This window comes from Streptomyces sp. NBC_01549, from assembly GCF_026339955.1.
In the GTDB taxonomy this organism is placed as follows: domain Bacteria; phylum Actinomycetota; class Actinomycetes; order Streptomycetales; family Streptomycetaceae; genus Streptomyces.
The window spans coordinates 6,655,178-6,668,725 of sequence record NZ_JAPEPW010000001.1; the positions used below are offsets into that span (position 1 = coordinate 6,655,178).

Sequence of the window (13,548 nt, forward strand, 5' to 3'; positions counted from 1 at the left end):
GGTGTACATCCTCCCCTTCGTACATCGCTTCCTCTATACATCGGATCCGAGGTATTCTCTTGGGGCGTGAGAAACGATGAGGCGGACTTGAGGGAGAGCAATGAGGCAGGCCGAGTTCGACGGCAAGGGAAGCTGTATCCGCTGGACGGAGGCGACGGGCGCTGAACCTGCCCGGGTGTACGTACACGGACTGGGGTCGGCCTCGACGGTCTACCACGCCCACATCGCGGCCCGGCCCGAACTGGCGGGGCGCGCGACCCTGTTCGTCGACCTGCCCGGTCACGGCATCAGCGATCGGCCCGCGGACTTCGGTTACACCCTGGAGGACCACGCGGACGCGCTGGCGGCCGCCCTGGACGAGGCCGGTGTCACGGCGGTGGAGCTGGTCGCGCACAGCATGGGCGGCGCGGTGGCCATCGTGCTCGCCCATCGGCGCCCCGAGCTCGTGTCCAGGCTGGTCCTCGTGGAGGCGAACCTGGACCCGCATCCGCCGGTCACGGCGGGCAGCAGCGGCATCGCCACGTACACGGAGAAGGAGTACGTCGAAAACGGCGGCCACGCGCGCGTGCTCGGAAAGGTAGGCCCCTCCTGGGCGGCCACCATGCGGCTCGCCGACCCGCGCGCCCTGCACCGCACCGCGATCGGCCTCATGCGCGGCACGGTCCCCACGATGCGCCGTCTGCTCGAAGAGGTGACGGCGGACCGTGTCTACCTCCAGGGGGAGCTGAGCGGTGAACTGGAGGGTCGGGAGGGGTTGGAGGCCGCCGGAGTCCGGGTGGTGACCGTTCCTGGCGCGGGGCACAACGTCATGTTCGACAACCCCGACGTCTTCGTGGCCGAGGTCGCCGGAAAGGTCTGAGACCTCGGCAACCCCGACGCCGTCGTGGCGGAGGCCGCTGGAAGGGCCTGAGACCTCAGCCCCGCCGTGCGGCCAGCGCCAGGAAGCGGGCGTCCTCGTCGACGTACGAGGTCATGTCCCAGCCGGAAGCGGCCAGCAGGGGGCGGAGATTGGCCTCCGCCCTCAGGTCGTCCGGTGTGATCCGGCGCCCTTGGCGCGCCGCGAGTGCCGCCCGGCCGATCGGATGGAACAGCGCCAGAGTGCCCCCGGTCCGTACCACCCGCGCCAACTCCCGCAAATTCTCCGCCGGGTTGGGCAGATGCGCGATCAGACCCGCCCCGAAGACGGCGTCCAGCGACTCGGTGCGCAGCGGCAGGGCACTGACGTCGGCGAGCAGCAACTGCCCGTCACGGTGCCGTCCGGCCCGTACCGCGGCCGCCAGCATGGCCGGGGTCAGATCGGCCCCGACGACCACTCCGGAGGGCCCCACCGCCGCGCGCAGCGGCGGCAGCGCCCGCCCGGTGCCGCAGCCCGCGTCCAGCACGCGGTCCCCCTCGCGCAGGCCGAGTTCGGCGACCGCCGCCGCATAGGCCGGCCCGTCGTCGGGGAACCGCGCGTCCCAGTCGGCCGCGCGAGCCGTGAAGAACTCCTGGACGTGCGTGTGGTCGTCGCTCATGTTCCGCATGATCCCTCACCGACACGAAGTGCGACGCTGCGCACACGTTCGAACGTCACACGATCGGACACGTACCTCTCTGTGTCATATTTCAACACCTTTCGAAATGCGCCCTCTTTGTGCGCCCCTGCCCGGACTAGCGTCCCTGAGCCATGGGACACCTGGACCACGCCGCCTTCGGCTGGCTGACCCCCGCGCTGTCGTACGTGATGGCCTGTATAGGCGCCGCCCTGGGGCTGCGCTGCACGGTCCGCGCGCTCGGCGCCACCGGGCGTTCGCGCCGCAACTGGCTCCTCACCGCGGCCTCCGCGATCGGCACCGGCATCTGGACGATGCACTTCGTGGCGATGCTCGGCTTCAGTGTCAGCGGCACGGAAATACGCTACAACGTGCCGCTGACCATCCTCAGTCTGCTGGTCGCGATGGTCGTCGTCGGCGCGGGCGTCTTCGCCGTCGGCTACGGCCGCGACCGGGGCCGTGCGCTCGCTTTCGGCGGGCTCACCACCGGGCTCGGCGTGGCGAGCATGCACTACCTGGGCATGGCGGCGCTGCGGCTGCACGGCGTCGTGCGCTACGACCCGGTGCTGGTCGGGCTCTCCGTCGTGATCGCCGTGGTCGCGGCCACCGCGGCCCTGTGGGCGGCACTCAACATCAAGTCGCCCGTCGCGGTCGCCGTCGCCTCCCTCGTCATGGGCGGGGCGGTGAGCAGCATGCACTACACCGGAATGCTGGCGGTGAGCGTGCGTGTAAGCCCCTCAGGGGAGGCCCTTCCCGGGGCCACGGCGATGCAGTTCATCTTCCCCCTCGCCGTCGGCCTCGGGTCCTATCTCTTCCTGACCTCGGCGTTCGTCGCGCTGTCCCCGACAGCCGATGAGCGCGAGGCATCCGCATCGGCCCAGCGGCCGGTCGAGAGCGTCGCCCGCTAGCGGCGGGCCCGAGCCACGACGGCTCGGCCGGCACGCCCCGAACCACTCCGAGCGAGGAGGCCATGCGTACACCCCGTAGGACCCCTGCAACCGGCGCCGAGCCGTCATCCCTACCCCCGGTGCGCGGCCGCCGCGCGCACGCCGGCCCGCCCGCCGACGAGTACACCGACCCCGACGACGACGTCACAGAGACGCAGCCAGAGGCATCCACCCGCGCGGGACGATGGCGCATACGTCCCCGTACGGTGCGCGCCAAGATCGTCTGTCTGCTCATGGTGCCGGTCGTCTCGCTGCTCGCCCTGTGGGCGTATGCCACGGTGAGTACCGCCCAGGACGTCGCGCGGCTGCGACAGGTGCAGCGTGTGGACTCCACGGTCCGCGCCCCGGTCGACGACGCCGTCGCCGCGCTCCAGACCGAACGCGCGGCCGCCGTCCGCTACGCGACCGACCCGTCCTCCGAGCCACAGAGCGATCTCAAGACGCTGGCGCAGCACACCGACCAAGCGGTGGCCAAGTTGCGACTGGGCGACCACAACACCGTCGCCGACGGCGCCGACCTGCCCGCCGGAGTGGCCCGCCGGCTCGATGCCTTCGTCAACGGCGCCGAGAACCTGGAGACCCTGCGCACCGCCGTACTGGAGCGCCGTACCCGATGGGACGAGGCGTACGGGCAGTACACCAGGACCATTTCGGCGGCCTTCGCGGTCGACGGCGCCCTCACCGGCATCCAGGACGCCGATCTGGGCTCCGACGCGCGCGTACTCCTCGAATTCTCCCGGGCCGGCGAGGCGCTGGCTCAGGAGGACACCGTGCTGTCCGGGGCCCGACTCGCCCACACACTCGACGGTGAGCGACTGCGGCTGTTCACCGGGGCGGTCGGCACCCGTCGTACTCTGACCGACGCCGCCGTCGCGGATCTGCGGGGACCCGAACAGGCCTCCTGGCGCGACCTCGCGGCGGGGAGCGCGTACGCCGACGTACGCGCCGTCGAGGACAGGGTGCTCGCCTCTCGGCCCGGGGGAAACGCCGTCGACGCCGCGCCGGAGGCTGACTGGAACACCGCCCACGCGCGTGTGCGGGACGCCATGCGCGCCATCGAGGCCAAGGCGGGCCGCGGTGTCGCGGACCGGGCCGACCCCTTGACCCGCGGTCTGCTGACCCCGGCCGGCGCCGCCGTCGTGTTCGGCCTCGCCGCCGTCGCCGCGTCGCTCGTGATCTCCGTACGTATCGGCCGCGGCCTCGTCGTCGAGCTGGTGCTCCTGCGCAACAGCGCCCTCGAGATCGCTCGACGCAAGCTGCCCGACGCCATGCGCAAGCTGCGTGCGGGGGAGGAGATCGACGTCCGCGCCGAGGCTCCGCCAGGACCGCCCGCGGAGGACGAGACCGGACAGGTCGCGGAGGCCCTGGGCACCGTGCACCGGGCCGCCCTGCGCGCCGCCGTCGAACGCGCGGAGCTGGCCAGCGGGATCTCCGGGGTCTTCGTCAATCTCGCCCGGCGCAGCCAGGTCCTCGTGCACCGCCAACTGAGCCTGCTGGACAGCATGGAGCGCCGGTCCGAGGACCCGAACGAGCTGAGTGACCTGTTCCGGCTCGACCACCTCACCACCCGGATGCGGCGCCACGCGGAGAGCCTGATCATCCTCTCCGGCGCAGCACCCGGCCGGGCCTGGCGCATGCCGGTCTCGCTGACGAACGTGGTCCGCGCGGCCGTGTCCGAAGTCGAGGACTACGCGCGCGTGGAGGTGCGTCAGCTGCCCGAGGCATCGGTCGGCGGTGCCGCGGTGGCCGACCTCACGCACCTTCTGGCGGAAGTCGTCGAGAACGCCGCCCAGTTCTCCCCGCCGCACACCCGCGTCCGCATCACCGGCGAACCGGTCGGCAACGGCTACGCCGTGGAGGTCGAGGACCGGGGGCTCGGCATGGGCCAGGAGTCGCTCGACGAGGCCAATCGGCGCATCGAACAGTCCGAAGCGCTGGATCTGTTCGACAGCGATCGGCTCGGTCTCTTCGTGGTCAGCAGGCTCGCCGCCCGGCACGGCATCAAGGTGCACCTGCGTACCTCGCCCTACGGGGGCACCACCGCCGTCGTCCTGCTGCCGACCGCGCTGCTGCACGGAGGAGCGGCGGAACGTTCCCCCCGCAAGACCGAGAACGGAAGGCCCGACGAACGCGAGTACGCGCGTGTGTCGGCCGCCCCCGAGCACGACTCCGTCCAGGCGCCCATCGAGCGGCCCGCACTCGTGCCTCTCGTGCAGACCGCTGTCGAACCCCCAGCGCCCAGCTCGCCCGAAGCCTCCGCGAACGTCTCGTCCGAAACGCCTGTGAACGCGTCGCCGGAAACCCCGCCACCTGGAGTCACCACTTTGCGGCTGCACCGCCCTTCGGACGACTCCGAAGGGTCCGACGACCTCCCACGGCGCGTACGGCAGGCGAGCCTCGCTCCCCAACTGCGCGAACAGCGAATCGAGGAGTCGGCACAAGTGGCAGCCCACCAGCACGACGACGCACGCACCCCCGAACTCGTACGGGACCGCATGGCGGCCTACCGCGACGGCTGGGCGCGCGGCGGCGGCAGAACCCCCGGTCGCGGCGCGACTCCAGACCCCGATGCGGGCAGCGACAGCAGTGAAGGAGACCCCGCATGATCCAGGACCCGAACATGCGAGCCGCCCAGCGATCCGGCGAACTCGACTGGCTACTGGACGACTTGGTGCTGCGCGCCGCCGAAGTACGGCACGCGGTGGTGCTGTCGAACGACGGACTGGCGGTGGGCTCTTCCACCGGCCTCAGGCGCGAGGACGCCGAACACCTGGCTGCCGTCGCCTCCGGTTTTCACAGCCTGGCCAAGGGCGCGGGACGCCACTTCGGCGCCGGGGGCGTACGCCAGACGATGGTGGAGATGGACGACGGCTTCCTGTTCGTGGCGGCAGCGGGTGACGGTACCTGCCTCGCCGTCCTCACCGCTGTCACGGCCGACATCGGGCTGGTGGCCTACGAGATGGCGAGGCTGGTCAAGCGCGTCGGCGAGCACCTCTACACGCCGCCGCGGGCCGCCGCGCAGCCGCCCGCCGCCGGATGACCGAGGGCGGGTGGCGCAGATGACCGAGGACCTCGCGGGCAGCCAGTGGTACGACAGCGAAGCGGGACCGCTCGTCCGTCCCTACGCGATGACGGGCGGGCGCACCCAACCGGGCCCCACCGGGGTGCGCTTCGATCTGATCGCCCTGGTCACCCTCGACAAGGGCGCACTCGGAGTCGACGAGGACTCCCTGCTCGGGCCGGAACACCGGGCCCTCATCGACCTGTGCCGCCCAGAGACGCAATCAGTGGCCGAACTCGCCGCGGGCGCGGACCTGCCGGTGGGTGTGGTCAGAGTGCTGCTCGGCGATCTGCTGGAGCTGGGCTGCGTCACCATCAGCCGCCCGGTGCCGCCCGCGCAACTGCCCGACGAGCGGATCCTGCGCGAGGTGATCGAAGGACTGAGGGCGCTCTAGATGAACGACGCAACTGCCCACACGCGCACATATGTACCGACTCTACCGACGCTTACTCGGCACCGCTCGGCTGACGCCGACCGCTGCCGGCACTCCCGAGAGAAGTGATCGATGGTCTCCGAGAACTCCGATGCCTCGGCCGACGAACCGACCGCCCTGGCGTTGAAGATACTGGTCGCCGGTGGGTTCGGCGTGGGCAAGACCACCCTGGTGGGCGCGGTCAGCGAGATCAGGCCACTGCGTACCGAGGAACTGCTCAGCGAGGCAGGTCAGTCGGTGGACGACACCGGCGGCGTGGACCAGAAGGTCACGACGACCGTCGCGATGGACTTCGGACGCATCACCATCCGGTCCGGCCTCTCCCTCTACCTCTTCGGCACACCGGGCCAGGACCGGTTCTGGTTCCTGTGGGACGAGCTGTCGCAGGGTGCACTGGGGGCCGTCGTCCTCGCGGACACCCGCAGGCTCGAGGACTGCTTCCCCGCGGTGGACTACTTCGAGCACCGGCACATCCCGTTCGTGGTGGCCGTCAACTGCTTCGCGGGCGCCCGCGCCTACGGCGCCCAGGACGTGTCCCGCGCCCTCGACCTCGACCGGGGTACGCCCGTGGTGCTCTGCGACGCCAGGGACCGCGACTCCGGGAAGGAGGTACTCATCCGGCTCGTGGAGTATGCCGGGCGGGTCCACACCGCCCGGCTGCTCGACTCTGTCGGTTGAGGCCATGGGAAAAACGGCCGCGGCCTCCGAGGGAGGGACCCAGGTCCTGTCGTCAAATTCCCGTCGTCCGCCCGGAGGGCGGGCCCGGCGGCGTCAGGTGCGTGCTCTCGGCGTGCCGGGCGCAGACCCTCGTACTGGATGTACTCGGGTCTGTGCCCGGTGCGGCGAGTGGGGGCACCTCCCACGCCCTTCAGGCAGTGGGGGAGCGTGCATGGCGTCGCCGGGCAGACGGGATTTGACGACAGGGCCTAGTAGACTGTCGCAGCTAATTCCTGGGATAGAGGTGGCGCAGTTTGATGCGTGCGTCGTGGGTGGTGAACTGCCAGTCCACCTGACGTTGGTCGGTGTTGGTGGCGTTCTGCCAGGCTGAGAGTTCGGTGTTGAGGGTGTCGAGGTCGCCGATCCGGCGGTCGAGACATTGCCTGGTCAGCGCGGAGAGTTCGATCTCGGCGATGTTGAGCCATGACCCGTGCTTGGGCGTGTGGTGGATCTCGAGGCGCTGAGCCAGGGCGAAGGCCTCTTCTGGTTCGAATGCCTCGTACAGTGAGGCGATGCCGTGGGTGTTGAGGTTGTCCATCACCAGCACAACCGTCTCGGCATCGGGGTAGTCCACGCTCAGCAGCTGCCTGACCTGGCCGGCCCAGTCGATCCGGGTCCTCTGGGACAGTGCCTGAACTCGACGCCACCCGCGCAGGGGTTCGACCCATACGAAGATCGAGCACGTGCCGCAGCGGATGTACTCGCTGTCCTGGCAGGCGTCGTGACCTGGGCGGGCCGGGAGCGGGTCGCGGACATGGCCGAGGAGCTGGTAGGGCTTCTCGTCCATGCACACGACCGGACATGCCGGGTCATAGGGCCGGGCATAGACGGCCAGTACGTCTTCCATCCGGGCCGCGAACTCCGCGTTCGCCCGTGGTGGGATGGTCCAGCACTTCTTCAGGTGAGGACGCAGTTCCGTTTTTTTAAGACCCGGCCGATGGTGGAATGGTCCAGATCGGGGATGTCCTCGACCAGTGCGACGTGCTTCTCCAGCAGCCGCAGCGACCACCGGGTATAGCCCTGGGGTGGCTGTGAGCACGCCATCGCGATCAGCCGGGCTTCGACCTCACCGGTCACCGGTGAGGGCACCGGCGGGAGGTCGCGCTTCTTCCGCGCGATGGTGGCGTGAACATCGCCACCGGTTTCGGTGAAACGCTTGGCGACCAGCCGCAACGTCTCACCGGAGACGCCGAGCCGGGCCGCGATCACCTCCTGCGAGCCGATCCCGCCTGCAGAGGTGTCGAGTGCGAGCAGCACCCTCGCCCGCCTGATTACCGAGGCCGGATGAACCCCCGTCGTGGTCACCCGGACCAACTCCTCGCGGTCCTGCGCGGTCAGCACCACCGGCCTCTTCTTCTGCGAACCCATCGCACCAGTCCTGTCTGGCAGAGCGGGAGAGGAATCTGCCAGACGCAAGCCTCTCAATCAAACAGCCCATACCTAAGCAGCGACACGCTACTAGTCCGCCATCGAGGCCAAGGCCACGACCTTCTCGATCCTCATGCGTACGAGGAGTTCACCCGGGACGCCGTTGCGCTTCCCCAACTCCTCGGCCCGATCCTCACCCATGTAGCGTGCGCCGATCCGAGCCGCCCAGTGACGCAGCTCGTCCAGATCCTCCGACAACTCGGTACGACCCTCGAGGACCACGAAGTCGAACGGCGGCCGGTCGTCGTCCACACACAGGGCCGCTCGCCCGTCGCGGGCCAGGTTGCGTCCCTTCACACTCTCCTTCGCGGTGTTGAAGAGCACGTGGTCGCCGTCCAGCAGGAACCAGATCGGCGCCACGTGCGGACTTCCGTCGGCGCGGACCGTCGACAGCTTTCCGGTGCGGGTGCCCAGCGAGACGAAGGCCCGCCATTGCTCATCGGTCATCTTCTGTGCCATGCCCCCATCCTGCTTGCCCGGAGGGCGGCCGTGGGGAAGGCTGGCTGTTCGGATCCTCCAGCCAGGGGGAAAGCAACACGGGGAGAGGGAGCATGACGCAGAACACGGGGCTCGGCTGGCTGCTCGACGACCTGACCCAGCGTGTCGAACACGTGCGGCACGCATTGGTGCTGTCCAACGACGGCTTGGTGACCGGCGCGAGCACGGGACTTCGACGTGAGGACTCCGAGCATCTCGCGGCTGTCTCGTCGGGCCTGCACAGCCTGGCTAAGGGCTCCGGTCGGTACTTCGGCGCCGGTCGGGTGCGCCAGACGATGATCGAGTTCGACGACGCGGTGCTCTTCGTCACGGCGGCGGGCGCGGGCAGCTGTCTGTGTGTCCTCAGCGCCGCGGAGGCCGACATCGGCCAGGTCGCCTACGAGATGACACTGCTGGTGAATCGTGTCGGCGAACACCTCGGCGTGGACGTGCGCCAACCGGAACGCCCGTCGTCCATAGATCTCTGACGCGTAAATAGGTCCAGGTCAGGGGTTGTTTGGGCAGGACTGAGCGTCCGGTGGCCGGAGGGGCTGCCGGGTGTTTGGGCGTGGGGTGGTCAGGCTGTGGCTCCTCGCGGGTTGAGGGTGACGGTGTAGCCGAGCTGGTTGAGGGCGTTGATCGCGCGGCGGGTGGCGCGTTCGGGGTCGCGCTGGGTGAAGTAGGCGCCGCCGAGCTCGCGGTAGGTGACGTTGTCGGTGAGCATGTGCCAGATCGCGGTGATGATCGAGTGCTCGACGGCAACCAGGGCCCTGAGCGGGCCGCGGCGAGCGGTGAGCCGCTTGTAACGGGCTTGCAGGTAGGTGTCTTTGGTTCTCACCGCGCCGAACGCCGCGAGCCCGAGTGCTCCCTTCAGGTAGGGATTGCCGGGACGGACCTTGGTGTTTTTGGTGCGGCCGGCGGATTCGTGGTGACCGGGGCAGACCCCGGCCCAGGAGGCGAGGTGCCGGGCGGAGGCGAACCGGGCCATGTCGCCGCCGGTCTCGGCGATGATCACCTCGGCGACCGCGCGGTTGATCCCGGGGATGGTGTCGAGCAGGTCGAGCGCGGGGCGAAAGGGGGCCATCGCCTCCTCGATCCGTGCATCCAGCTGTCCGACCGAATCCGTGAGCTGGTCGTAGTGGTCCAGGTGCAGCCGGACCAGGAAAGCGTGATGGTCGCGGAAGCGGCCTGTCAGGGCTTCGGTGAGTTCGGGGATCTTGTTGCGGAGCTTGCGCCTGGCCAGCTCCGCGAGGGTCTGTGGCTCGCGTTCACCCGAGACGAGAGCCTCCAGCATGGCCCGGCCGGAGACGCCCATGATGTCGGAGGCGACCGCGGCGAGCTTGATCCCGGTGTCCTCCAGTAGCTTCTCCAGGCGCTGGACGATCTGGCCGCGCTCGCGGGTGAGCTGGGTGCGGGCGCGGGTCAGGTCCCGCAGTTCACGCACGGGCTGGTCGGGCACGAACGACGGCCTGACCAGGCCGTGAGCGCCGAGCTGGGCCAGCCAGGCCGCATCAGAGACGTCGGTCTTGCGGCCGGGCAGGTTCTTGACCTGCCTCGCATTGACCAGGATCACGTCCAAGTCCTCGGCCAGCAGGTAGTAAAACGGCTTCCAGTAGTCACTGGTGGCCTCGATCACCACCAGCGTGACCTCGGCCGCGAGCAGGTGATCCCGCAGGGCAAGGACCGCGTTCGTCGTCGAACCCCACGTCGTGGTCTCGGTGGTGAACGACCCCCGCCGCTTCGTACTCGGCGCGCGAACGCACACCTTGGCGTCCTTCTTGCTGATGTCCGCACCAGCGCAGCGTTCGTGCAACACGTCCACGGCTCTGCTCCCTCCCAGCCGACAACCGGTATGCCGTTCCGGGAGGGCCAGGGCAAAACAGGAATTCTGACGCACGTGCTCACAGCAACACTCCACGGTTCCCGTGGACGGCCCTCAGCGTCACGCTGACCTGCGAGCTCACCGGCATCACAGAGACATCGACTTCGGCCGGAACGAACCCCTCCAGCGTCCCGGACATGCATCAGCCCACGTCAGGGCGGACAGAAGCACCTCAGCGCACGCCACGGGATTTACCACGCCCCCGGCGCGCACCGAAGGTGCGCTGGAACGCTGACCGGAAAACTCAACGGTCAGATGGGGATGGCGAGATAGCCCCTCGATGGTGACGGTCGGGGGCTGGTGTGGGGCGGTGGGGTCGTGGGATGTCAGGCGGCTGCCGGGGTGAGGGTGACGTCGTGGCCGAGGGCCTTGAGCTGGCGGACGAGGTCGCGGCTCTTGCGGGCCGGGTCGAGGTTGCGGGTGTGGAAGTCGGGGCCGAGGTCTCGGTAGCGGGCGGTCGGGTCGTTCATGAGGTGCCAGACGGCGACCAGGATGGAGCGGGCGACGGCGACCAGGGCTTTCATGTGGCCGCGGCGTTTGACGATGCGGCGGTAGCGGGCGCCGAGGAAGGTGTCGGTGCGGGCGGCGGAGATTGCTGCTTCGCCGAGGGCGCCGCGGAGCCAGGGGTTGCCTTTGCCGGTGGGGCCGGAGGTGTTCTTGTTTCCGGACTGGAGGGTGCGTGGGGAGAGTTTCGCCCAGGACACGAGATGGCCGGCGGTGGGGAAGACCGTCATGTCCAGGCCGGTCTCGGCGAGGATGACCTGCGCGGTGCTGGGGCCGACGCCGGGGATCTCGTCGAGGCGTTCGGTGTCGGTGATCGGTATGAGGGTGCCCTGTCCGGGGCCTTCGTCGTCCTCGGTGGTGGACAGCTCGGCCAGACGCAGGGTGATCCGGGCGGTGAGCTTGTCGATCTGCACGGTGAGGTAGTCGACGGTGTCCAGCAGCATCCGGCACATGAAGGCGTGGTGTTCTTCGAACCGGCCGGTCAGGGCCTCGGCCAGGGTGCTGTGGCTGGCCTTGATGGTGCCGTGGGCCAGGTCCGCCAACGCCTTGGGGCTGCGTTCGCCCGCGATCAGTGCCTCCAGCATGGCCCGGCCGGAGACGCCGAAGATGTCGGCGATCACGGTGGACAGCTTGATCTGGGCGTCCTCGAGGAGTTTCTCGGTGCGCTGCTTGTGGCGGGTGCGCTCGTGGGTCATGACGGCCCGGGCCCGGGTCAGATCGCGCAGTTCACGGACCGGCTTCGGGGGTACGAACGAGGGCCGGAGCATGCCGCGTTCGGTGAGCTTGGCCAGCCAGACCGCGTCCAGGCGGTCGGTTTTGGGCCGGCCCGGGACGTTCTTGACGTCACGGGCGTTGACCAGCCAGCACTCCAGACCACGCGATTCCAGCAGAAAGAAGTACGGCTTCCAGTAGGTCGACGTCGCCTCCATCACCACCCGGGTGACGCCCTGGCAGACCAGGTGGTCGGCCAGGTCCAGGATCGCGCCGCTGGTCGCGACGGTGTTGAAGACCCGCTGCACGCGCTTGCCGGGCTTGTCCTCGTGCGGCACCCGCACACAGACCATGCCCGACGCCTTGGCGATATCGATCGCCGCGACACGGGCCACGAGCTCCTCGGCCTGCTCGATCTCCTCGACGCCACCGTCGTCGGTGTCCGCCATGCACAACTCCCTGGTATCGATCCGTACGGGCCGACGCCTGCCCAGGGGGCCGCGGGGGGAGCGAAAATCTGACCGGCGTGCTCGATGGCAACAGTGCGTGGCCCCTCTGCGGCCCCGGCACCAGACTGACCTACGGGCTCAACGTCCCAACGAGCTACCGGCGTCGGCGGGCAGGCGCCGCAGCCATGTTTTCACGCCGGCAAGGCGCACCCGAAGGGAACAGGGGGACTGACCTGCGGATACGTGACAGCGGCCAGAGTTATCCACAGGCTCGCCACGAGATCCGCCGAACCGGCTACGGTTTTTCTCGAAGCAAGCGCCCGACGGCGCGAGCACCTCACTCCACGGGGGAGAACCGTCATGTCCGGCAACACCATTACGCAGTCCACCGTCCCGCGGTCCGCCACGTCGTCGCTCGGACGCGCCGCGCGGGAACTGGAGCTCAGGCGCGGCGAGTTCGACCTCGCCCTGCACCTCGGACGCGTCCGCACCGTTCCCGACGAAGGGGGAGGTGGACGCCGCGTCACCCGCGCGGAGATCGAGCGGGTGCGCTCCGAGGACGGTTTCCCCGAGGCATTGCGGGAGCGAGTCAAGGCCGTCGGCACCACGGAGGGCGCCGCGCTCATGGGCGTGACGACCCGCAGGTTCACGCGCTGCGCACGCCTGGGTCTGGTGGTGCCCGTGAAGTTCTACTTGAACCGCTACAGGGCTGTGGTCTGGCTGTACCTGGCGGAAGAACTGCGCCAGTTCGGGGCGGATGAGCAGAACGCCCCGCTGCTGAAGGGCCGTACACCCGAGGGACTCCGAGACCAGCTGGAAGCCGGCCTGGACCTCCGACCCCGCAACTGGCGGGGCCGGCATATGGGATTCCTGCTGCGGCAGACCGCGGATCCCTGGGCGCGGGCCGGGGTCGTGGCGTCGCTGCTCGACCCCGTTCAGGTGGCCGAGATCGTCAGGGACCCGTACGAGAGGGCGTATCTGAACCGCTTCCGGCCCGAGCGGGCCTCCCACGGCGCCGCGCCGGACACTCCCGCCGCGCAGCTCGTCTCGCGCATCGTGACGGCCGAGGATCCCGACGAGATCAGCTGGCTCCGTGCCGACTTGGGCCAGGCACTTGTCGAAGCCCGAGCGTCCCGCCCCACACCCCGCCCGACCCCGAAGGCCTCACTGACGCCGGTCTCCCCCTTGGCCGCAGCGGCTCCGGCGGCCTCGCGACCGCGGGAAGCCGCCCTCGACGACCGGGCCCCGGGCGTGCAGCCACCCGAGCGGCAATGGACGCTGCTCGGGTGGCTGCGCCGCAGAAACCCCTGACGGGGAACTCCTGTCGGCAGTTCCCTGACAAATCCTTCCCAGGACGAAGCCTGCCTGGGACGGTTCCTTCCCGGGACGGTTCCTTCCCGGGACGGT

The 13,548-nt window shown here is 69.5% G+C and carries 14 protein-coding genes; 8 read left to right on the forward strand and 6 right to left on the reverse strand.

Annotated features, from left to right (window positions below; translation table 11 throughout):
• Positions 1-100 precede the first annotated feature (100 nt).
• On the forward strand, positions 101-859 hold the full coding sequence (locus tag OG819_RS29775) for an alpha/beta fold hydrolase (protein WP_266651635.1): 759 nt from the start codon (positions 101-103) through the stop codon (positions 857-859).
• Between the two features lie 55 nt (positions 860-914).
• On the opposite strand, the gene OG819_RS29780 is transcribed toward OG819_RS29775, so the two are convergent.
• Positions 915-1,514, reverse strand: coding sequence for a class I SAM-dependent methyltransferase (locus OG819_RS29780; RefSeq protein WP_266580511.1), 600 nt, complete (start codon positions 1,512-1,514; stop codon positions 915-917).
• Between the two features lie 152 nt (positions 1,515-1,666).
• Here OG819_RS29780 and OG819_RS29785 point away from each other — a divergent pair, with 152 nt between their 5' ends.
• From OG819_RS29785 to OG819_RS29805, 5 genes are all read left to right on the forward strand, one after another.
• Positions 1,667-2,440, forward strand: a complete 774-nt coding sequence (locus OG819_RS29785; protein ID WP_266622485.1) for an MHYT domain-containing protein — start codon at positions 1,667-1,669, stop codon at positions 2,438-2,440.
• A 62-nt stretch (positions 2,441-2,502) separates the two neighbouring features.
• Entirely contained in the window at positions 2,503-5,085 is a 2,583-nt protein-coding gene (locus OG819_RS29790) for a nitrate- and nitrite sensing domain-containing protein (RefSeq protein ID WP_266622483.1), read from the forward strand.
• The gene (locus OG819_RS29795; protein WP_266417283.1) at positions 5,082-5,519 is read left to right on the forward strand and encodes a roadblock/LC7 domain-containing protein; all 438 of its coding nucleotides are present in this window, start codon (positions 5,082-5,084) and stop codon (positions 5,517-5,519) included. Before OG819_RS29790 ends, OG819_RS29795 begins: the two co-directional genes overlap by 4 nt.
• 19 nt (positions 5,520-5,538) lie before the next feature.
• The gene (locus OG819_RS29800) at positions 5,539-5,934 is read left to right on the forward strand and encodes a DUF742 domain-containing protein (protein ID WP_266417285.1); all 396 of its coding nucleotides are present in this window, start codon (positions 5,539-5,541) and stop codon (positions 5,932-5,934) included.
• A gap of 111 nt (positions 5,935-6,045) precedes the next feature.
• Entirely contained in the window at positions 6,046-6,651 is a 606-nt protein-coding gene (locus OG819_RS29805; RefSeq protein WP_266622482.1) for an ATP/GTP-binding protein, read from the forward strand.
• 265 nt (positions 6,652-6,916) lie between these two features.
• Here OG819_RS29805 and OG819_RS29810 read toward each other — a convergent pair whose 3' ends face one another.
• From OG819_RS29810 to OG819_RS29820, 3 genes are all read right to left on the reverse strand, one after another.
• Positions 6,917-7,699 (reverse strand): IS630 family transposase, encoded by a 783-nt coding sequence (locus OG819_RS29810; RefSeq protein WP_266420292.1) that lies wholly within the window; start codon positions 7,697-7,699, stop codon positions 6,917-6,919.
• Positions 7,588-8,058, reverse strand: a complete 471-nt coding sequence (locus OG819_RS29815) for a helix-turn-helix domain-containing protein (RefSeq protein ID WP_266624875.1) — start codon at positions 8,056-8,058, stop codon at positions 7,588-7,590. The genes OG819_RS29810 and OG819_RS29815 overlap by 112 nt, the downstream gene beginning before the upstream one ends.
• 90 nt (positions 8,059-8,148) lie before the next feature.
• Positions 8,149-8,577, reverse strand: a complete 429-nt coding sequence (locus OG819_RS29820; RefSeq protein WP_266622480.1) for a PPOX class F420-dependent oxidoreductase — start codon at positions 8,575-8,577, stop codon at positions 8,149-8,151.
• 92 nt (positions 8,578-8,669) lie between these two features.
• On the opposite strand from OG819_RS29820, the gene OG819_RS29825 reads away from it, so the two are divergent.
• Positions 8,670-9,083 carry a roadblock/LC7 domain-containing protein gene (locus tag OG819_RS29825; protein WP_266622478.1) on the forward strand — a complete coding sequence of 138 codons (414 nt, stop codon included), beginning with the start codon at positions 8,670-8,672 and terminating at the stop codon, positions 9,081-9,083.
• An 89-nt stretch (positions 9,084-9,172) separates the two neighbouring features.
• On the opposite strand, the gene OG819_RS29830 is transcribed toward OG819_RS29825, so the two are convergent.
• Both OG819_RS29830 and OG819_RS29835 read right to left on the reverse strand, forming a co-directional pair.
• A complete protein-coding gene (locus OG819_RS29830; RefSeq protein WP_266651373.1) occupies positions 9,173-10,417 on the reverse strand; it encodes an IS110 family transposase in 1,245 nt (414 codons plus the stop codon).
• Positions 10,418-10,803: 386 nt separating this feature from the next.
• Positions 10,804-12,141 (reverse strand): IS110 family transposase, encoded by a 1,338-nt coding sequence (locus tag OG819_RS29835; RefSeq protein ID WP_266647905.1) that lies wholly within the window; start codon positions 12,139-12,141, stop codon positions 10,804-10,806.
• A gap of 360 nt (positions 12,142-12,501) precedes the next feature.
• Between OG819_RS29835 and OG819_RS29840 the strand changes: the two genes are divergently transcribed.
• Positions 12,502-13,452 carry a DUF6397 family protein gene (locus OG819_RS29840; protein WP_266651641.1) on the forward strand — a complete coding sequence of 317 codons (951 nt, stop codon included), beginning with the start codon at positions 12,502-12,504 and terminating at the stop codon, positions 13,450-13,452.
• Positions 13,453-13,548 lie beyond the last annotated feature (96 nt).

Bases quoted from the DNA above. Each gene is read 5' to 3' on its own strand.
- OG819_RS29820 (WP_266622480.1), bottom strand. From the start codon at position 8,577: ATGGCACAGAAGATGACCGATGAGCAATGGCGGGCCTTCGTCTCGCTG.
- OG819_RS29840 (WP_266651641.1), top strand. From the start codon at position 12,502: ATGTCCGGCAACACCATTACGCAGTCCACCGTCCCGCGGTCCGCCACG.
- OG819_RS29785 (WP_266622485.1), top strand. From the start codon at position 1,667: ATGGGACACCTGGACCACGCCGCCTTCGGCTGGCTGACCCCCGCGCTG.
- OG819_RS29815 (WP_266624875.1), bottom strand. From the start codon at position 8,058: ATGGGTTCGCAGAAGAAGAGGCCGGTGGTGCTGACCGCGCAGGACCGC.
- OG819_RS29825 (WP_266622478.1), top strand. From the start codon at position 8,670: ATGACGCAGAACACGGGGCTCGGCTGGCTGCTCGACGACCTGACCCAG.
- OG819_RS29805 (WP_266622482.1), top strand. From the start codon at position 6,046: ATGGTCTCCGAGAACTCCGATGCCTCGGCCGACGAACCGACCGCCCTG.
- OG819_RS29780 (WP_266580511.1), bottom strand. From the start codon at position 1,514: ATGAGCGACGACCACACGCACGTCCAGGAGTTCTTCACGGCTCGCGCG.
- OG819_RS29790 (WP_266622483.1), top strand. From the start codon at position 2,503: ATGCGTACACCCCGTAGGACCCCTGCAACCGGCGCCGAGCCGTCATCC.
- OG819_RS29795 (WP_266417283.1), top strand. From the start codon at position 5,082: ATGATCCAGGACCCGAACATGCGAGCCGCCCAGCGATCCGGCGAACTC.
- OG819_RS29800 (WP_266417285.1), top strand. From the start codon at position 5,539: ATGACCGAGGACCTCGCGGGCAGCCAGTGGTACGACAGCGAAGCGGGA.
- OG819_RS29835 (WP_266647905.1), bottom strand. From the start codon at position 12,141: ATGGCGGACACCGACGACGGTGGCGTCGAGGAGATCGAGCAGGCCGAG.
- OG819_RS29775 (WP_266651635.1), top strand. From the start codon at position 101: ATGAGGCAGGCCGAGTTCGACGGCAAGGGAAGCTGTATCCGCTGGACG.